This is a genomic window from Marinobacter sp. HL-58 (assembly GCF_001314605.1).
Classification (GTDB): domain Bacteria; phylum Pseudomonadota; class Gammaproteobacteria; order Pseudomonadales; family Oleiphilaceae; genus Marinobacter.
Genome location: NZ_LIHP01000001.1, coordinates 147,211 through 166,029 on the forward strand (window position 1 = coordinate 147,211; position 18,819 = coordinate 166,029).

The 18,819-nt window shown below is 60.5% G+C and carries 14 protein-coding genes; 6 read left to right on the forward strand and 8 right to left on the reverse strand.

The genetic code is table 11. The features are described from left to right. Positions 1–45: 45 nt before the first annotated feature. The 3 genes from HLUCCO03_RS00680 to ptsP are packed head-to-tail and all read right to left on the reverse strand — an operon-like array spanning position 46 to position 5,611. Positions 46–1,782, reverse strand: coding sequence for a PTS fructose-like transporter subunit IIB (locus tag HLUCCO03_RS00680; RefSeq protein WP_027829835.1), 1,737 nt, complete (start codon positions 1,780–1,782; stop codon positions 46–48). Then, entirely contained in the window at positions 1,779–2,777 is a 999-nt protein-coding gene (gene pfkB, locus HLUCCO03_RS00685) for a 1-phosphofructokinase (RefSeq protein ID WP_027829834.1), read from the reverse strand. Before pfkB ends, HLUCCO03_RS00680 begins: the two co-directional genes overlap by 4 nt. Then, entirely contained in the window at positions 2,777–5,611 is a 2,835-nt protein-coding gene (gene ptsP, locus HLUCCO03_RS00690) for a phosphoenolpyruvate--protein phosphotransferase (protein WP_027829833.1), read from the reverse strand. Before ptsP ends, pfkB begins: the two co-directional genes overlap by 1 nt. Before the next feature lie 183 nt (positions 5,612–5,794). On the opposite strand from ptsP, the gene cra reads away from it, so the two are divergent. The 3 genes from cra (at position 5,795) to HLUCCO03_RS00705 (ending at position 8,253) form a co-directional block, all read left to right on the forward strand. Then, positions 5,795–6,778 (forward strand): catabolite repressor/activator, encoded by a 984-nt coding sequence (gene cra, locus HLUCCO03_RS00695; RefSeq protein WP_027829832.1) that lies wholly within the window; start codon positions 5,795–5,797, stop codon positions 6,776–6,778. A 21-nt stretch (positions 6,779–6,799) separates the two neighbouring features. Further along, positions 6,800–7,336: a macro domain-containing protein gene (locus HLUCCO03_RS00700; RefSeq protein WP_027829831.1), complete on the forward strand. Its 537-nt coding sequence runs from the start codon at positions 6,800–6,802 to the stop codon at positions 7,334–7,336. A 65-nt stretch (positions 7,337–7,401) separates the two neighbouring features. Continuing rightward, positions 7,402–8,253 (forward strand): DMT family transporter, encoded by an 852-nt coding sequence (locus tag HLUCCO03_RS00705; protein WP_027829830.1) that lies wholly within the window; start codon positions 7,402–7,404, stop codon positions 8,251–8,253. 20 nt (positions 8,254–8,273) lie between these two features. Here HLUCCO03_RS00705 and HLUCCO03_RS00710 read toward each other — a convergent pair whose 3' ends face one another. Next, on the reverse strand, positions 8,274–9,281 hold the full coding sequence (locus HLUCCO03_RS00710) for a ChaN family lipoprotein (protein ID WP_027829829.1): 1,008 nt from the start codon (positions 9,279–9,281) through the stop codon (positions 8,274–8,276). A 74-nt stretch (positions 9,282–9,355) separates the two neighbouring features. Here HLUCCO03_RS00710 and dauA point away from each other — a divergent pair, with 74 nt between their 5' ends. Continuing rightward, positions 9,356–11,089 carry a C4-dicarboxylic acid transporter DauA gene (gene dauA / locus HLUCCO03_RS00715; protein WP_027829828.1) on the forward strand — a complete coding sequence of 578 codons (1,734 nt, stop codon included), beginning with the start codon at positions 9,356–9,358 and terminating at the stop codon, positions 11,087–11,089. Here dauA and HLUCCO03_RS00720 read toward each other — a convergent pair. Then, positions 11,082–12,296: a hypothetical protein gene (locus HLUCCO03_RS00720; RefSeq protein WP_027829827.1), complete on the reverse strand. Its 1,215-nt coding sequence runs from the start codon at positions 12,294–12,296 to the stop codon at positions 11,082–11,084. The genes dauA and HLUCCO03_RS00720 overlap by 8 nt on opposite strands. 103 nt (positions 12,297–12,399) lie before the next feature. On the opposite strand from HLUCCO03_RS00720, the gene HLUCCO03_RS00725 reads away from it, so the two are divergent. Beyond that, positions 12,400–14,346, forward strand: a complete 1,947-nt coding sequence (locus tag HLUCCO03_RS00725; RefSeq protein WP_027829826.1) for a hypothetical protein — start codon at positions 12,400–12,402, stop codon at positions 14,344–14,346. Between the two features lie 13 nt (positions 14,347–14,359). Here HLUCCO03_RS00725 and HLUCCO03_RS00730 read toward each other — a convergent pair whose 3' ends face one another. Genes HLUCCO03_RS00730 through HLUCCO03_RS00740 form a run of 3 tightly spaced genes read right to left on the reverse strand, consistent with a single transcriptional unit; the run spans position 14,360 to position 16,600 of the window. Next, complete coding sequence (locus tag HLUCCO03_RS00730) at positions 14,360–14,749, reverse strand: CBS domain-containing protein (RefSeq protein WP_027829825.1); 390 nt, start codon at positions 14,747–14,749, stop codon at positions 14,360–14,362. Between the two features lie 13 nt (positions 14,750–14,762). Next, a complete protein-coding gene (locus tag HLUCCO03_RS00735; protein WP_027829824.1) occupies positions 14,763–15,113 on the reverse strand; it encodes a hypothetical protein in 351 nt (116 codons plus the stop codon). After that, positions 15,110–16,600 (reverse strand): DUF1538 domain-containing protein, encoded by a 1,491-nt coding sequence (locus HLUCCO03_RS00740; RefSeq protein ID WP_292016584.1) that lies wholly within the window; start codon positions 16,598–16,600, stop codon positions 15,110–15,112. Before HLUCCO03_RS00740 ends, HLUCCO03_RS00735 begins: the two co-directional genes overlap by 4 nt. 328 nt (positions 16,601–16,928) lie before the next feature. Here HLUCCO03_RS00740 and HLUCCO03_RS00745 point away from each other — a divergent pair, with 328 nt between their 5' ends. After that, positions 16,929–18,521, forward strand: a complete 1,593-nt coding sequence (locus HLUCCO03_RS00745) for an isocitrate lyase (protein ID WP_292016596.1) — start codon at positions 16,929–16,931, stop codon at positions 18,519–18,521. Positions 18,522–18,819: the final 298 nt, after the last annotated feature.

The following is an 18,819-nucleotide window of genomic DNA, read 5'->3' on the forward strand; positions in this document are numbered from 1 at the left end:
CGCCGCAAATGCCGGGGGCGTCAAGCGCCCCCGGTGAGGGGGCCGTCAGGGTGCAGTGGCAGCCACTTCGGCCTTGCCGGTCTTGATCATGGCGTACCCGAATCCGATGACCAGCGAGCCGATTGCAATGGCGGCCACATAAGGCAGGATCGCGCTTACCGCGTTGGGGATGGCGAGCACAAACAGCCCGCCGTGGGGTGCCATCAGCTTCACCGCAAACAACATGGACAGGGCCCCGGTGATGGCACCACCCACCATGCATACCGGAATCACCCGTAACGGATCCTTCGCCATGAAGGGGATAGCGCCCTCGGAAATGAAGCACAGTCCCAGCACGAAAGACGCGCGCCCCGCCTGCCGTTCGGTTTCGGCGAACTTGGAGCGGGCGACAAAGCTGGCTACCCCCATGCCGATGGCCGGCACCATGCCGGCGGCCATGATCGCTGCCATGGGGGCCGAGCCACCGCTGCCTTCCGACAACAGGCCCACCCCGAAGGTGTAAGCGGCCTTGTTGACAGGTCCGCCCAGGTCAAAGCACATCATGGCGCCGAGGATGCCGCCCAGAAGAATGGCGTTGGTGGTGCCCATGCCTTCCAGGAAGCGGGTCAGGCCGTTCATCAGTGCAGCAGCGGGTTCACCGATCACGTAGATCATGCCCAGGCCTGTCACCAGGCTGGCCAGCAGCGGAATGATCAGGATGGGTTTGAGGGATTCGATGCTCTCCGGCATCGGTAGCTTCTGGCTGATAAAACGGGCTACATAGCCGGCCAGGAAACCGGCGATAATGCCACCCAGAAAACCCGCGCCCAGCGTCCCGGCCAGGTAACCGCCGATCATACCCGGGGCCAGCCCGGGCCGGTCGGCAATGGACCAGGCAATGTAGCCGGCCAGCAGCGGAATCATCAGCTGAAACGCGGTTTCGCCGCCGATCTGCATCAGCGCCGCGGCCAGGGTGCCTTCTTCTTCGAACGCATCAATGCCGAAGACGAACGACAGGGCAATCAGCAGGCCGCCCGCCACCACCATGGGCAGCATGAAGGACACACCGGTCAGCAGGTGTTTGTAGGGGCCGCGCTTTTCGCCACCTGATGATTCCTTTTTCTTCCGGCCTTCCTCGACAGTGGCGTTAGCCAGTGCCTCATCAATGGTCGGCCCCGGTTTTTTCAGGGCGTTGCCGGTAGAGGTGCGCCATAGGGGTTTACCGGCAAATCGGCTGGGGTCCACTTCAATGTCGCAGGCCAGGATGACGACATCCGCCGCATCAATTTCTTCTGCAGTCAGCGGATCCTGCGCGCCTACAGACCCCTGGGTTTCCACGCGTATCTGGTGGCCTGCCGCCGTGGCTGCTGTTGTCAGGGCCTCTGCCGCCATGAACGTGTGGGCAACGCCGGTGGGGCAGGCCGTCACTGCAACGATACGCTTGCCTTTGGTGTCGTCCGTCCTGCCAGAGACAACTGGCTCTTCAGCGGGCTGGTAGGGAGCAGCCCGCTGTTCTGCCTGCTCAAGCACCGCTACCGGGTCGGGCAGGGCGGCCGTTACCGGAACCTGGTAGAGGCGTTTTCCGGCATAGGCGCTCAGATCGGTTGCGGTACCGGTGGCGGCAATCACCAGGTCTGCCGAAGCAATCTCCTCCGCGGATATTGGACAGGCCGGCTGCTGTGGCCCCCGGATATCGGTGATGGCCGTCCAGCCTTTTTGCTGTGCTGCCCGCTCCAGGGCCCGGGCCGCCAGGAAGCTGGTGGCAACGCCCTGGGGGCAGGCGGTAACGATGATCAGTTTCATAATGGCATCTCCCCATTGTTGTTGTGCCCGGGCCAGGGGGTGAAGAGAGTGACGCGGGTTTGTTCGATCAGTTGCGTGAAGTCGTCGGCCATCGGGTCGCCCACGCCTACATGGCGTACACACTCCGCAGACAGGGCGGTGGCGGTCGACAGGATCTGTTGGCAGTTGCGCCTGCAGCTAACCGGGTCACCGTTGCGTTCGAGCAGCCCGTGAATCATTCCGGCCAGTAGGGTGTCGCCGGCACAGACGGTACTGAGCACGGTGACAGGGGGTGGTGAGGCCAGCCAGTCGCCGCTGGGCGACAGCCAGAGCACACCCTTCTCACCCATGGAGACCACTACATGGGCAATGCCGGTTTCCTGGAGGGCGCGGGCGGCTGCGGCAACGGCATCCAGGCTGTCCAGGGCGGAACCGGCCCATTCCGCCAGCTCATCAATGTTCGGTTTGATGCCATCGGGCAGGGCCCGAAGGCCTGCGTCCAGCGCGGGGCCACTGGTGTCCAGCCACACCGGGGTGCCGCTGGCCTTGAAATGGCAGACCAGTCTGGCCAGGGCATCGGCTTCGAATCCCGCCGGCAGGCTGCCGGCAATGGCTACGGCATCGTAGTGCCCTGTCAGGTCACCGAGGCGTGTTTCAAGCTGCTTCAATGACTCGGGAGAAGCATCAAACCCGGGGCCATTGAGATCCGTCACCCGGCCGCCGTCTTCGGCGATTTTCACGTTGATGCGGTTCTGGCCCGGGACGCGCACGAACTGGTCGTCCAGCATGTCTGAATGAAACAGGCGCTCGAACGGTGCAGCGTTGATATCCCCCAGCAAGCCGGAGACGGTTACGGTGTGGCCCAGGCGGGACAGAACCCGGGCAAGGTTGATGCCCTTGCCGGCAGCGTCCAGACGCGTGGTCCGCGATCGGTTGACTCCGCCAAGACGGACCGTGCCGGTTTCCACGTTCAGATCCAGCGCAGGGTTAAGGGTAATGGTGAGCACGCGGGGCATCAGAAGGCCTCCAGCGCATCGCGCACTTCGGCGGCGGTGGCCCGGGACAGGGCCAGTCTGGCCTGCTGCCGGGCCTGCTCACGGCTCAGCCGGCGGATGCAGGCTTTCACCAGTGGCACCCGCCGGCTGGTCACAGACAGCTCGTCCACATCCAGGCCCAGCAGTACCGGAATGGCCTGGGGGTCCGAGGCCAGTTCACCACAGACTCCCACCCAGCGCTGGTGGGCGTGGGCGGCTTCCACGGTCATGCGGATCAGTTGCAGTACCGCCGGGTGCAGGCCATCGGACTCGGCCGACAGCTGGCCGTGGCCACGATCAATCGCCAGGGTGTACTGGGTCAGGTCGTTGGTGCCGACGGAGAAGAAATCCACCTCCGGCGCCAGGGTGTGGGCCAGCAGCGCGCAGGAGGGCACCTCGATCATCACGCCTACCTGCAGGCCCTGGCAGGGAACCTCGGCGCGGACCCGTTCCACGATGGCCTTGGCAGCGCGGAATTCTTCCAGGTCCTTGACCATGGGGAACATGATGCGCAGCGGGCGGTTGTCCGCGGCGGTCAGCAGGGCGCGCACCTGGGTTTCCAGGATGTCCGGGCGGGTCAGGGACAGGCGAATGCCCCGCAATCCCAGGAAGGGGTTGTCCTCGTGGGGCAGGGGCCAGTAATCCAGGGGTTTGTCGCCACCCACATCCAGTGTGCGCGCCACCAGCGGCAGGCCGTCGAGGGCATCGAAGGCGTGGCGGTACTCTTTTACCTGGGTGTCAAGATCCGGCGCTTCCGGATGTTCCATGAAGATGAACTCGGTGCGCAGCAGGCCGATGCCATCCGCCCCCCGGCTTACGGCATCCGGAGTATGGGCGGTGTTGCCCAGGTTGGCACACACATCAATGGTGTGGCCATCGGTGGTGGTGGCCGGCTCATCGCGGCACTCGTGGGCCTCGGCCTGCAAACGGCCAAGCTGATCCAGGCGGCGGGTAATGCGCTCCCGGCGTTCAGGACCGGGATTGGGCACCAGGCAGCCGCGTTCGCCGTCAACCACAACGTCTGTGCCGTCGGCAATGGTCAGTATCCGGTTACCCGCGCCAACCACAGCGGGCAGGCCGAGTGCTCGGGCCAGTATGGCGCTGTGGGAGGTGGCGCCACCACGGGCCGTAACCAGACCACGAACCCGCTGGGTATCCAGCCTCGCGACATCAGAGGGGCCCAGGTCGTCGGCCACCAGTACATAGGGTTCATCCGGCGGTGTCGGCATGGCCACCCCGCAGAGATTGGCCAGCACGCGCCGGCCAACATCCCGCAGGTCCGCCGCCCTTTCGGCCAGCAGACGGTCCGCCAATGCCTCCTGGGCCCGGGCGGCGGTATCAATGGCCTTCCACCAGCCAGCCTCGGCGGAGGCGCCTTCGTTGATGCCTTCCAGTGCCGCCTGGTAGAGGTCGTCGTCCTGCAGCATTTCCACGTGCACTGACAGGATCGGGGCCGCCTCTCCGCCTTCGGCCTGGCGAATCAGGGTGCGCAGTTGCCCGTCGGCTTCGTCGATCGCGCGGCCAAGGCGGCTGGTCTGTTCACCCGGGTCACTGGCGCTGGCCGGGTACTCCAGCGTTGGCTGGCGCATCACAAACGCGGGCGCCAGCGCCAGCCCAGGTGAGGCGGCTACCGCTTTCAGTGGCTCATCGTCGGCCAGCGGTTCCGGCTCGGATTCCCGTTCTGATGGCTGCGACGGGTTCTCCTGCTGCCGCAGTGGTGACACGTTTTCTCCGAGCCCTTCGCTGACCGCTTTGCACAGGGCTTTGACGGCCTTTTCGGCATCCTCGCCGGTTGCCGAGATGATCAGCGTCTGCCCCCGACGGGCGCCCAGGCCGATGATGCGGGTGAGACTGGTGGCGGAAACGGAGTTGCCATCACCCTCCGCAAGGCGAATACGAATGCTGGCGTCATGCTGGCGGGCCTCCTGTACCAGCTGCTTGGCGGGCCGGGCATGAAGACCATGGGCATTCAGCAGCTTTACCTGCTCGCTGACGGCATTGGCCTGCTCACCAGACAGTCTCGAGAGGACGGCGTCTACGGAATGGCTTTCCAGGGGCGTATTCTGGGCCAGGAAGTTGTCGATCCGCTCCAGCAGGTCCCGGCAATCCTCTCCCGGGCCGGCCAGGCAGAAAACACCGGCCAGTTCGTGCGTGGTTTTGTCCGGGGTAGCCAGCGCCAGCGCCGGCCGGTTGCTGCCGACGCTGTGGTGAACCAGCCAGAAACCCTGGCCCAGGCTGACCGGGGGCTGGCTGACAATCTCCTTCATAAAGGCGGAATCCACGCAGCCCAGGCCCTGGAGCCGGGCTGCCGCAGCCATGGCCAGTTCGCTGGTGGAGCGGGTGTTCAGGCCCAGGCACAGGGTGTCGGCATCACACTTGGGAACCACCGGCTCCCGGGACAACAGGGTGACCAGAGCGGCGGGATCGTCGGCACCGGCCAGCTTCCGGGCCAGGCCGGGCTTGTCCAGCACACGGGTCAGGTGGCGCAGTATGTTTAGGTGTTCATCCGACTGGGCGGCAATGGCGACCAGGACATACACGGTGGCGTTGTCATGCCAGGTAACGCCTTCGGGAAACTGCAAAACGCGAATGCCGGTGCTGGTAACCGCGGAGCGGCTTTCCGGTGTGCCGTGGGGTATGGCAATGCCGTTGCCGAGTACGGTGGAGGACTGCTGCTCCCGGGCCAGCATACCGGCGTGATACTCGGGAATAATCCGGCCGGCGGCCTGCAGGTCCTGGCTGGCCTGGTTGAGGGCATCCTGCCAGTCGTTGGCGGTGCAGCCCAGGCGGATATCGTTGGCTGTAAGCGTCAGCATGGGGTAGAGCCTCGCTTTGTTATTGTGTGGTGCTGGCGTCGACCTGTGTGGAGAATCGATACCGTTGAACATTCGGGTTGCTGAATCGTGTCAGCAAACATAAAATGAATCATGAAACAGATATGATCAGAAATCAAGCAATCTGTGATCAGGAGCAATCCGTGACGAGGAGAGAATGGCCCCATGACCCTTGCTGAACTTGCCCGCCTGGCGGGCGTTTCCAGAACCACCGCCAGTTACGTGATCAATGGTCAGGGGCCGGCCCGGCGAATCAAGCAGGACACCATCGACAAGGTCCTGGCGGTGGCCCGGGACAACCACTTCCAGATTGATGCCCAGGCAGCGGCGCTTCGGGGCGGGGCCAGCCGAACCCTGGGCTTTATCCTTCCGGACCTTGAGAACGCCAGTTACGCACGGCTGGCCAAACTGTTGGAGCAGGGTGGGCGCGCCCATGGCTATCAGTTGCTGATCGCCGGTTCCGGGGATGATCCGGACACCGAGAGGGACCTGGCCAGGTCCCTCAAGGCACGTCGCTGCGATGCCCTGATTGTCGCCAGTGCCCTGCCACCGGAGGATCCGTTCTATCAGCAGTTGCAGCAGGAAGGCCTGCCGGTGATTGCGGTGGACCGGGCCCAGTCACCGGACAGGATCAGTTGTGTGGTCAGTGACAATCGCAAGGGCGCTGCCGTGCTGACCCGGTCCGTGCTGGAGCCTGGCACCGGGTCGGTGGTCTGGCTGGATGCGGTGCCGGCTCTGGCCATGACCCGGGAGCGCCGGCAGGGATTCGAGGATGTCGCACAAAGCCGCAGCGGCCAGTGGTCGGTCTACAGCGGTGAGCACTATGATCGCGAAACCGGTGCTGGTCTGATGCGGCAGGTGCTGTCGGAACAGGGCTTGCCGGATGCGCTGATTACTGCCTCCTACACACTGCTCCAGGGGGTTCTGGATGTGCTTCTGGAGCAGCCAGGCGGCTTGCCGGACACGCTCAGAATGGCTACCTTCGGAGATGACCGGTTGCTGGATTTCCTGCCCGTCAGGGTCAATTCGTTACCACAGAAACACGAGGCAATTGCCACGGCGACGCTGGACCGGGCATTGGCTGCCATCAACGGCCAGAAGCACCCGGAGACCATCATCATCAACCGGTCGCTGAAGCGTCGTCGTTAAGGCAATGCCCGGGAGCGGTCCATGGCACAGGTTGAACTGAACGGAAAAATCGTGGAATGCCTGCGCGGTGATATCACCCGCCAGGACGATATGGAAGCGGTGGTCAACGCCGCCAACGCACAGCTGATGCCCGGTGGCGGCGTCGCTGGTGCGATCCATTCTGCGGCAGGGCCGGGGCTGGTGGCGGAGTGCCGCCCCATGGCCCCGATCCGTCCCGGTGAGGCCGTGCTCACCGGCGCTCATGACCTGCCGAACCGGTTTGTCATTCATTGCCTGGGGCCAGTTTACGGAGTCGATGAACCTTCTGATCACTGGCTGGCAGAATGTTATCGCAATGCCCTGGAGCTGGCGGACAGCAAGGGAATCGCATCCGTGGCGTTCCCGGCCATTTCGACCGGAGCTTTCGGGTATCCGCTGGAGAGTGCAGCGGAGATCGCCCTAGCTACAGTCAGGCAGGTTCTGCCGGGGCTTGAGAATGTCACGCGGGTGCGTTTCGTGCTGTTCGGAGCTTCCGACGAACAGGTCTTCAGTAGCCGTCTGTTATCGACCATTGAGTAATAAGCAGTTTTCCGGACAGCGCCTACACTGGAAAGGGTCGAAACCAACTGCCCGGGAGTGCTGTCTTGTCCCCATTGCGTACCTTGCTGCTTACCACCGTTGCCATGACCGCTTTCGCCGGTAATTCCCTGCTATGCCGCGCTGCTCTGAGGGATACCGACATAGATGCCGCTACGTTTACCAGCGTCCGCCTGGTGTCAGGTGCATTGATGCTGTGGCTGATTCTGAGCCTTCGCGGTAACCGGGTGCCACTGAAACAGGGCTCCTGGGGGTCGGCGCTGGCCTTGTTCGCCTATGCCGCGGCCTTCTCATACGCCTATGGCGGACTGTCTGCGGCAATGGGTGCCCTGCTGTTGTTCGGTGCCGTACAGGCGACCATGATCAGTATTGGTATTGTCCGTGGAGATCGTCCACGTCTCTGGCAGTGGCTGGGGTTTGTGCTGGCGTTTGCGGGGCTGGTGGGGCTGCTGCTGCCGGGGCTCACGGCGCCACCGTTGTTCAGTTCCCTGCTGATGATCAGCGCCGGCATTGCCTGGGGTATCTATTCGCTGAGGGCAAAAGGCGCGGGTGAACCCACGGCAGTAACCACCGGCAATTTCATCCGCGCCGTACCCATGGCCCTGGCACTGAGCCTGGTCATGATGGCTGGTGCCAGGATTGACATGGCGGGCATGGGCTATGCGATTGCGTCCGGCGCCATTGCCTCAGGCATGGGCTACGCCGTCTGGTACATGGCGCTGCCGTTGTTGCAGGCGACCACGGCTGCGACGGTTCAGCTCAGTGTGCCGGTGATTGCGGCGGTTGGTGGTGTGCTGTTGCTCAGCGAACCTCTGACGCTGCGGCTGGTGGTTGCCGGCATCGCCATTCTTGGCGGTATCGCCATTGTGATCCGGGCAGGGCAGAAAAAGGCAGCGTGAGCGATGCAGAAACCGGGTGCTCATTCGCAGGAAAGCTCAGCCGCATTGCGGAACTGGTCCATGATCGCATCCCGGTGCCGGTCGCTGTCACGGTATTCTTCCGGCAGCGGCTGCAGGAAATAAAGAAAATCCCCCTTTCCCCGGTGAGTTTCCAGAAGGTTGTCCAGGTCATCGCCCGGTTTCCAGAACACCGGGCTGACCACTGCCACCTCAAGATCGGGCTGTTTTTCTTCCAGCACCGCGACCATGCCCAGGCGATCTTCAGCGTGGAAGGTACCCGTCAGATGAATAACCTGGTGCCCGGGATGGTCCTCCAGGGCCTTTATCACCCGGTCCGCCATGGTGTTGTCCCGTAACAGTTGGGCCTGGTAGCTGTTCTCGAGGCGCTCCTTTACATCCGCCTGGTTGTGGTTGCTGCCATGGCCGCCGCCAAGGGTGTCGAAAAATTTGCTGCGATACTCCGGCGTGTCGACAAACGGGTCCTCTGGCAACTGTCTGCGTTGCCCGGCCTCAAGCTCATCAAGGTGGGCGGCGCCGGTGCGGCCGACACATCGAACAATATCGGCGGGGGCATTGGCGGCAATCACAGGAACATTCCGGCTTTTGGACAATTCGATCAGCGGCCGGTAGGACGCCTTGTAGTTGGGCCAGGCTTCGGTGTCGGCAATCAGTTCTTCTTCGCCGGACTTGCCGTCGAGATACTCGTCCAGCCTTTGCTGATCGTCCACGTTGAACTGCTCCATGCTTAACACCTGTTGCGGGCGCTGCTGGTAGAGCGCTGACTGCACCAGGGCTTGCAGCAGGTGGGAGCCATGGTGGCCGTGGTACTCTCCGATCACTATCACATCCGCTGGCGCCAATGCTTTTGCCAGCTCGTTGATTGAGAGCAAGCTACCATTATCATCGGCAATGATAGAATCGTACTGGCTTTGAGGCGGCACCGTTTCAGAAGTGCCCGTCAGCACTGATGCGCAGCCTGCAAGCAACAGGCAGGCGAGTAGTGTGAGGGTGTTAGAATAGGTCGTCATAGCTGCTTATACGATCATGAAACCCGGTTGGCTGTCAGCCTTTTGTTTTACTGGTTATCTGTTCAGGATGTGAAATGCCCCATCGCGCCTATCTGTTTTCTCTCCGTCTCGCCCACGCATTCCGCGAGGCCTGTATTGATGAGCGATACACCACCAGGCGCCTTGGGCGCGATGTCATGGCAGGGATCACGGTCGGGATCATTGCCATTCCATTGGCCATGGCACTGGCCATTGCCAGTGGTGTGCCGCCCCAGTATGGGCTCTACACTGCCTTTATAGCCGGTTTCGTCATTGCACTGACCGGTGGCAGCCGTTTCAGTATTTCCGGCCCCACCGCCGCTTTTGTTGTCATTCTCTATCCAATCGCCCAGACCTATGGCCTCGGCGGGCTGCTGCTGGCGTCGTTGATGTCCGGTGTTTTGCTGCTGGTAATGGCATTTATGCGTCTGGGCCGGTTCATCGAATACATTCCTGAATCGGTCACTCTCGGTTTTACCGGTGGCATAGCGGTAGTGATTGCCACCCTGCAGGTAAAAGATTTCTTCGGGCTGGGTATCGAACAGATGCCGGAGCATTACTGGGATAAGCTGGCAGCCGTCGGCCAGGCCCTGCCGGGGCTGGATACCATGACGACTGCGGTAGCCCTGGCCACACTGGCGGTGATGTTGCTATGGCCGCGCCTGAGAACACCGGTACCACCCCACCTGCCGGCAGTACTCATTGGCAGCCTGCTGGCAGTGGCGCTCAATGCCAACGGGGCGGAGATAGAGACCATCGGCTCCCGGTTCAGTTACCTGCTGCCGGACGGTTCCACCGGCGCAGGCATTCCGCCTTTTCTGCCGGAGTTTGCCTGGCCCTGGAACCGTCCGGACGCCAGTGGAGATCCGCTGGGTATCAGCTGGTCGATGGTCCGGGATCTGTTGCCGGCGGCTTTTGCCATCGCCATGCTCGGCGCCATTGAATCACTGCTGTGTGCGGTTGTTCTGGACGGCATGACCGGCAAGCGCCACAGCGCCAACAGTGAATTGCTGGGGCAGGGCATCGGTAACGTGATCACGCCGTTCTTCGGTGGCATCACGGCCACTGCCGCCATTGCCCGCTCCGCCGCCAATTATCGGGCCGGGGCGGAATCACCGGTTTCCGCCATGGTCCATGCCCTGGTCGTCCTGCTGGCGCTGGTCTCACTGGCACCCCTGCTTGCCTATCTGCCCATGGCCGCCATGGCCGCATTGCTGATCGTGGTGGCGTGGAATATGAGCGAAGCCCCGAAGTCACTTCACCTGCTGAAAACCGCCCCGCGCAGCGACATACTGGTGTTCGTGACCTGTTTTTCGCTGACGGTATTGCTGGATATGGTCATTGCCATCACCACCGGCATTCTGCTGGCGGCGGTACTGTTCATGCGGGAAATGGCTCAGATGACCCGGGTAACCGATATTACCGGCAGCAAGCGACTGGCCGGGGCACGGCTTCCGGAGGGCTGGCAGGTGTTCAAGATCAATGGCCCCCTGTTCTTCGCCGCGGCCGACCGGATATTCGGAGAGCTGGCGCAGCTGTCGGCCAGCGCCCGCGGGTTTATTCTCTACATGGATGGGGTGACGATTCTGGATGCCGGTGGGCTGTCGGCACTGAACAAGCTGATCAGTACCTGCAGGGCCGATGGCACCCAGGTTGTCATTGCCGATCTGCAATTCCAGCCGTTACGTACGCTGGCAAGGGCGGGCCTGAAACCGGAGGAGGGCGTGGTCCGGTTCTATCCCACCCTGGATGAAGCCGTCAGAGCCGAAAGCCGGCCCGCAACTACATAGGCCAGTGCAGCTGCAGGTTGCCACCGCCGAAGGCGGCCTTGTGCAGGTAGAACGTTGGCGCAAGCGTGAGTACGGCGTTATCCCGCTGCGAGAGAGTGATCTCGAAAGGCAGTGCCAGCTTGCCGGTGAAGCCTCGATGGTCATCGTCATCGTTTTCCGAGTAGGACTGGTCAATGTCCGCTGCGCTCAGGTACACCGCCGGCTGCAATGTGACGGCCGGTGCCAGCGCCAGCCTGAAATGCCCTGAAATCGTGGGCTCGCGCCGGCGGATGTCGGCAATGTCGTCCAGGTTGCGCCCGGTATACCCCTGCTCCCTGAGATAGAAATAATGCAGGCCGATACCCGGCTGCAGACGGTGTTTCGTAAACACCGCTTCGGCTCCGGCCCTGACATGGTCCCGCCGGGTGGGAATAGTGCCGGCGGTCTCGTCCAGACTGTATTGCCGGCGGGTATACTCGCCGCTCAGGTCCATCCGCAATTGCCAGCTCTGGAACCGGTGTTGCCGGGTCAGGGCGCCCCGGACGGATTCGTTCTCCACGACCAGGTTTTCATCCCGGCTGTCAAAGGTGGACGGGGGGGAGTAGGTGACCGACGCCGTGGTGGCGCCGGACCGGTCCTCGTCTGATGGCTGATGCCATTGAACGAAGAAGCTCTGGGCCGGGTCGACAAAGGCGTCGTCCGTGCGGGTCTTGGTGTTGAAGTAAAAGTCGGGCAGTATCCAGCTGCCGTGGATCCAGGACTCGTTGCTGAACGTGTGTCGACCGCTGAGGTATATATCGGAGCGGGATTTGTCGGCAAACACATCACCCTGGAGCCACACTTCGGTGGCTTCGCTCAGTTGATGGCGAAATCCGATCAGTTGCCGGTCAAAACTGCCGTCAAAGTCCTCACTGCGCTGGATATCCAGCAGGAAGCCCTGGCGATCCTCGTTAAAACCGAAGTCCTGCCGGAAGCGGAAATCCAGGTACAGACGCCGGCTTCCAACGCTGCCACCGGTCCCGCGGATGCCGTTATCGGTGGCGGAGGGAACAGGCTGGCTGTGCCCGAAGGACAGTTCATGAAGGTAGCGCTCAACATCGGGTGCTTCCTCCACGCCCAGAACAACAGCGTCCTGGCGCCAGGGCTGTGCTATGTGGTTGAGTTCGGTGGCCACTGGAGCTGGCAGAAGGAAAACCGTGCCGATAATGATCTTCAGTCGGTCACCCATAACCGGTTCCGGCCAGGTTGCTGTTGCTGAACAAACCTTTCCCCTTGCATTTCGTGTAATGGGCTATGCTACGGACATTTCGGGCCTGTACAAAAGGATGATCATGCTCCCTTTTCGATTTGTTGACCGTGTCAAATTCATTGTAGAACGCCAGCTCGTCAAAGGTGCGGGTTTTCAGCTTCTTGTGGTAGGTGTCTTCATCGGGATAATTTCCCTAGTTGGCGGGCTGCTGGTGCTTCCGTTTGGCGGTCCTCATGAGGATGCGGGCGATGCTTTCTGGTGGGCTTTCCTGCGGCTCACAGATCCGGGCTATCTGGGGGACGATGCGGGTAACTGGCAGCGGCTGGTGTCCACCATCCTGACCATCAGTGGTTATGTGGTGTTCATGGGCACGCTGGTGGCTATCCTGACCCGCTGGCTCATTGCCAAGATGGCGGATCTGGAGCGGGGGCTGACACCAGTCACCCTGAGAAATCATATCGTGGTGCTGGGCTGGACCGGCCAGACCCTGCCGCTGCTGGCGGAGTTGCTGGGTTCCTCAGGCCGCATGCGGCGATTCCTGGAGAAGCACGATACCAACCGGTTGCGGTTGGTGGTGCTTTCCGAAACCGCCTCAGCCGCCCAGGTCCATGAATTGCGCAATGAACCGGGAATCGGTCGCAAGGCGCGTCAGATTATTCTCCGCTCCGGTGCGGCAATCCAGCCCGACGCTTTGCAGCGGGTGGCCTGCCTGGACGCTTCCGCTGTTATTGTACCCAGTGCCGCCCATGAGGCAGGGAGCCTGGTAACATCCGACATCGAGACGGTAAAGGCGCTGCTGTCCATTGCCGCACAGGCACGTCACCTGGGCGCCCCCCTCCCGTTCGTGGTTGCCGAAATCCAGGATATGCGCAAGCATCCGGTCATTGAGCGGGCCTATCCTGGTGAAATGGAAGTGGTGGCAGGCGACGCCACTATCAGCCGGTTGATGGTACAGAATATCCTGCATCCGGGGCTGTCAGAGATTTACAACGAGCTGTTTACGGCAGGAGAAGGCTGTGAAATCTACATACGCAGTGGTGACTCTCTGGCAGGGATGACGCTCGGTGAACTGGCTTCTCAGAGAGCACGGGTCATTGTGCTCGGCATCCTGAAACCGCAGGGCAGGGGATGGAACGTGCAGATGCCGGCCTCATCGGATATCCCGATCGCTGCAGAGGACCGGGTAGTGATGCTGGCCCGGGACTATGCGGAAACCGAGCCTGATTCCAAATCAGCACCGCTTCCGATGATTGCCCGTGGCGAGCCAGCCATCCGTTCTGCCACTGCCACTGAACGGGTTCACCGGGTTCTGGTGCTTGGCTGGAATCGGCGTGTACCCAGCCTGATCAGCGAGTTTTCAAGTTACAGCCAGCTGCGGTTTGAGGTGGATATCGTCTCTGTTGTGCCGGCGCGGGAACGCCAGCAGGAAATTGCCCGGTACCTGGGTGAGCAAAGTGCCGTTATCTGTCGTCACGTAGAGGCGGACTACATGGTGGAGGGAGAGCTCAGGCGGGTAGGGCCGCTCAGCTATGATTCCATCATGCTCCTGAGCAGTGATCGACTGGCTTCCGGAGAAGAGGCCGATGCCCGTGCCATGGTCGGGTACCTCCAGCTTGAAGACCTGTTAAGTGAAGGCGGGCCGCGGCCCCAACTGATCATGGAATTGAGCGACCCGGACAATCGTCATCTTCTGGCCGGTCATCAGAGTGAAATGATGATCAGTCCCATGATCGTCAGCCACGTTCTTGCCCAGGTAGCCTTGCGGCGGGAGTTGCGGGTAGTGCTGGATGAGTTGTTCACGGTGGGGGGCGCCGAAATCCAGTTCCGGAATCCCCACGATTACCCGTTACCCGCCAGTGCAGACTTCCAGGTACTGGAAAAAGTATTGGCCGCAAAGGGCGAGGTAGCGCTGGGCGTCTGGCGTGATCAACCTGACAGGCATGGCCATCATGTGAAACTCGGTCCTTCCCGGGATGAATACCTGGACCTGAACCCCGAAGACAGGCTGGTCGTGCTTTGCTATTCATGAACCCGGCAAGGCCTTATTCAATGGTATCGAGCAGTGCAGCCATTATGTCGTCCATGGTGACGAAGCCCACCAGGTCGTTATCCTGCAATACCAGCAGGCGCTTGACCCGGTGCTGGCTCATCAAGCTGGCGGCATAGCGGATGCCCAGGTGTTCCCCCACGCTGATCACCGGCTTGGCGCAGGCGTCGTAGACGTTGAGCAGGTCAATGTCGCCGTCTTCCGCAATCACTGTTTTGAGAATGTTGGTGTAGGTAATCAGCCCATAGGCGTCGTGCTCGTTCTGTTTCTCCACCACCAGGGATTTGACCTGGTGCTGTTTCATCAGCGACAGGGCCTCGCGGAGGCTGGCAAAGGGAGACACGTTGATGGTGTCCCGGATCATCACATCTTGCACAAGTTTCATTAGGTGGCTCCGGTTACAGTGAGTCCTTCAGGTGTTGCTCGAACTTCTCCACCTGGGAGTAATCAATCCCGCCCAGGTGTTCCAGTGGCAGGGTGAAAACCAGCCCCCTGGAATCATCGGGCCCGGGCATCAGGATGTGCTGTATGGCTTTCAGGATATCCAGGGAAAGGCCTTTCTCCAGTACCATCAGCAGCAGGCTCTGGCTGCCATCGTAGGTGAGCCCGAAAAACGTTTTCTTGGTGGTGTTGCTGATGCCGCGGCCAGACAGAACCGTCATGCCGCCGGCACCCAGGTCCCGGGCGGCGTCAATGCACTCCTGTTCCTGATCTTCAGGCACGATGGCCACCAGTACAGAAAATTTCATGAGCTTTCCTTCCTTCGTGCTGCCAGTTTTTCTACCACTATGGCGTAGGCCATAACGGTGATAATGGGGAAAATCGACGCAAACGCAATCAGCCCGAAGCCGTCGATCAATACGCTGCGTCCGTCAATGCTGCTGGCCAGCCCGATACCAAGAGCCGTAACCAGGGGAACTGTGACTTCGGAGGTGGTTACCCCACCCAGGTCATAGGCCAGCGCAACGATATACCGGGGCGCAATGGAGGTCAGGATAATGACGACCAGATAACCTCCCATAATGTAGTAGTGTATGGAGTCCCCTGCGATTATCCGGTGAACACCCACGGTGATTCCTAGCGCCACTCCTACTGCTACAAAAAGCCGGATTGCATTGCCGTTGAGGGTGCCGGCGGCCGCGTCTTCAGCCTGCTGGCCAATGGCAATCAGCGCTGGCTCCGCCATGGTGGTGGCAAAGCCGATCATGAAGGCAAACAGGTAAACAAACAGGAAGCCGTCCAGGGCCATCAGTTGTTCCGCCATGCTGGTGCCAATGGGGAACAGGCCGATTTTCAGCCCAACCACGAACGCATACAGGCCCAGTATGACCAGGGCAAAACCGAAGAGTATCTTGCGGGGGTTACTCAGCCTGCGACGAAGTACCAGGTACTGGAAGACCAGTATGGTCAGGATAATCGGCAACACATCACGGACCATTTCCGCCAGTTCCAGCAGTATTTTCAGGGGGCCCGGCACGCTGGTTTTGCTGGTATTCGTGTCCATCAGCAGTTCACCCCCCTCCGGCTGCTCGCCGGAATACACCAGAATGCCGTAGAACTGCACCGTAATCATCGGCACCATCACCGCCAGGGCTACCAGCCCGAAACCGTCTCTCAGCGGATTGCGGCCCCGAATGGACGCCGCCAGGCCTATGCCCAGGGCTGCAATGAGGGGCACTGTTACCACGTTGGTGGTGACGCCCCCGGAATCGTAAGCCAGGCCGACGATTTCCTCCGGCGCGAACCAGGTCACGATCATTACCGTGATATAGCCCACAACCATGAACCAGTGCAGGGGGTAGCCGATGATGGTGCGGAAAACGCCCAGCGCCACCACCAACCCTACTGATACCGCAATCAGCAGTCGCAATGTCAGGGCGTCAATACGGCCGCCGCTGATCTCCTGCGCCTGCATGGCAACCGCGATGAGTGCCGGCTCTGCCACCACGGCGGAAAAACCGATGGCAAAGCCGAAGGCCAGCAGAATGGGAATCGAACCACGCAGTGCGAACTGGTTGGAGAGGCTTTTGCCAACGGGAAAAATGCTCAATTCCAGACCCTGGAGGAACAGGGCCACACCCACGGCGACAATCAGCAGGCCAAAGGCCATGCTCAGGGTGTTGTCCGGTACCTGTTGCAGAACAGCGAGCTGGAAAAAAACCACCACCAACACGATTGGGAAGAGGTTCTTCAGTGCATGCAGTAAGGAATGGCCAAATGCCCTCAGATATAACACCGGAGTTTCCTTCCCGTCCCTTGCGCAAAGTGGATATGTAAAGACTGCTGAATAATAGCACCCGCGGCTGTTGATTGCGTGATTCAGCTCAGTTCCGGGGTCTCGTCCGGCGAACAGACCTCTTTAGGGCGGGTTATGGAGGGTGTTTTCTGGTATTCACCAGAAAAATGCCGAATATAGATAATATAAATTTCAATTATAAAATCAAACCCACTAAAGTAACCGTCAATGTCAGCGGACTGATTGTTTTTTGAACGGACGCTGGCTCTCTGAAGTCGCTTTTATGCTTCATAAAAGAGCACCTCAAACCTTAGAAGACAGGACTGAGATCATGCCATACGCAAACGACGTTGACGCCATTGCTTCCATTCTGAAGCAGAACCCCACCTGGAACGCCATCAAGCCCGAGCACGCGGCTCGCATGCGCGCCCAGAACAAATTCAAGACGGGTCTGGACATCGCCAAGTACACCGCCAAGATCATGCGCGAAGACATGGCGAACTACGATAAAGACACGTCCCAGTACACCCAGTCGCTGGGTTGCTGGCACGGCTTTATCGGCCAGCAGAAGATGATCTCCATCAAGAAGCACTTCGGTAGCACCAAGCGTCGTTACCTGTACCTGTCTGGCTGGATGGTTGCTGCCCTGCGTTCCGAGTTCGGTCCGCTGCCTGACCAGTCCATGCACGAGAAGACTGCCGTTTCCGGCCTGATCGAAGAGCTGTACACTTTCCTGCGCCAGGCCGATGCATGGGAACTGAACCACCTGTTCCGTGCCCTGGAAGAAGCCCAGAAAGCTGGCGACAACGCCAAGGCTGACGAGCTGATCAAGCAGATCGACAACCACGAAACTCACGTTGTGCCGATCATTGCCGACATCGATGCCGGTTTCGGTAACGCCGAAGCCACTTACCTGCTGGCCAAGCAGATGATCGAAGCCGGTGCCTGCTGCATCCAGATCGAGAACCAGGTATCTGACGAGAAGCAGTGTGGTCACCAGGATGGCAAGGTTACTGTTCCCCACGCCGACTTCCTGTCCAAGATCAATGCTGTTCGTCTGGCGTTCCTGGAGCTGGGTGTTGATGACGGTGTTATCGTTGCCCGTACTGACTCCCTGGGCGCTGGCCTGACCCAGAAGATCGCCGTGACCGAAGAGCCGGGTGACCTGGGCGACCAATACAACAGCTTCATCGACGGCGACGTTATCGAGAAAGCCGAAGACATCAACAACGGCGACGTTGTGATCAAGCAGAATGGCCAGCTGGTTCGTCCGAAGCGCCTTGCTTCCGGCCTGTTCCAGTTCAAGCCCGGCACTGGCGAAGACCGTGTTGTGCTGGACTGTATCACCAGCCTGCAGAACGGCGCCGACCTGCTGTGGATCGAAACCGAGAAGCCCCACGTCGGCCAGATCGCTGCCATGGTTAACCGCATCAAGGAAGTGGTACCCGACGCCAAGCTGGTTTACAACAACAGCCCGTCGTTCAACTGGACCCTGAACTTCCGTCAGCAGGTGTTCGATGCCTGGAAGGAAGAAGGCAAGGATGTATCCGCATACGACCGTGCGGCTCTGATGAGCGAAGAGTACGACAACACCGAGCTGGGTCAGCTGGCTGACGAGTGGTGCCGTAACTTCCAGCGTGACGGTTCACGCGAAGCCGGTATTTTCCACCACCTGATTACCCTGCCGACGTACCACACCGCGGCCCTGTCTACCGACAACCTGGCCAAGGGTTACTTCGGCGACGAAGGCATGCTGGCCTACGTTGCAGGTGTTCAGCGCAAGGAAATCCGCCAGGGTATTGCGACTGTGAAGCACCAGGACATGGCCGGTTCCAACATCGGTGATGACCATAAAGAGTTCTTCGCTGGCGATGCGGCCCTGAAGGCCGGCGGTAAAGACAACACCATGAACCAGTTCTGATCACCGGTTCGGTTGTCACTGGAGCGGGCAGTCGCAGTGCCCGCTTCTGAACACGAAACCCCGCTCCGCGCGGGGTTTTTGTTTTTTTACAGTGGCCTTTTATCACAGGTTGCTGAAATTCGGCGATAAACGTCTTCTTTGGTTCTCTTCCTTATCAAGCCTGTTTCATTACTGAAACAGATTCATCCCGCGGCGAACAATGTCCCGCTTCCCTGTAAAACGATAAAAATCAGTAAAAACAGATGCCTGCCTGTCATATATCAAACCTGGCACGAGAATCGCTCTTCTTGTCTGGCGG

What these genes read in the sequence shown, in the direction of transcription:
- dauA (WP_027829828.1), top strand. Translation starts at nt 9,356, where the DNA reads ATGCCCCATCGCGCCTATCTGTTTTCTCTCCGTCTCGCCCACGCATTC.
- cra (WP_027829832.1), top strand. Translation starts at nt 5,795, where the DNA reads ATGACCCTTGCTGAACTTGCCCGCCTGGCGGGCGTTTCCAGAACCACC.
- HLUCCO03_RS00720 (WP_027829827.1), bottom strand. Translation starts at nt 12,296, where the DNA reads ATGGGTGACCGACTGAAGATCATTATCGGCACGGTTTTCCTTCTGCCA.
- HLUCCO03_RS00710 (WP_027829829.1), bottom strand. Translation starts at nt 9,281, where the DNA reads ATGACGACCTATTCTAACACCCTCACACTACTCGCCTGCCTGTTGCTT.
- HLUCCO03_RS00700 (WP_027829831.1), top strand. Translation starts at nt 6,800, where the DNA reads ATGGCACAGGTTGAACTGAACGGAAAAATCGTGGAATGCCTGCGCGGT.
- pfkB (WP_027829834.1), bottom strand. Translation starts at nt 2,777, where the DNA reads ATGCCCCGCGTGCTCACCATTACCCTTAACCCTGCGCTGGATCTGAAC.
- ptsP (WP_027829833.1), bottom strand. Translation starts at nt 5,611, where the DNA reads ATGCTGACGCTTACAGCCAACGATATCCGCCTGGGCTGCACCGCCAAC.
- HLUCCO03_RS00725 (WP_027829826.1), top strand. Translation starts at nt 12,400, where the DNA reads ATGCTCCCTTTTCGATTTGTTGACCGTGTCAAATTCATTGTAGAACGC.
- HLUCCO03_RS00730 (WP_027829825.1), bottom strand. Translation starts at nt 14,749, where the DNA reads ATGAAACTTGTGCAAGATGTGATGATCCGGGACACCATCAACGTGTCT.
- HLUCCO03_RS00735 (WP_027829824.1), bottom strand. Translation starts at nt 15,113, where the DNA reads ATGAAATTTTCTGTACTGGTGGCCATCGTGCCTGAAGATCAGGAACAG.
- HLUCCO03_RS00680 (WP_027829835.1), bottom strand. Translation starts at nt 1,782, where the DNA reads ATGAAACTGATCATCGTTACCGCCTGCCCCCAGGGCGTTGCCACCAGC.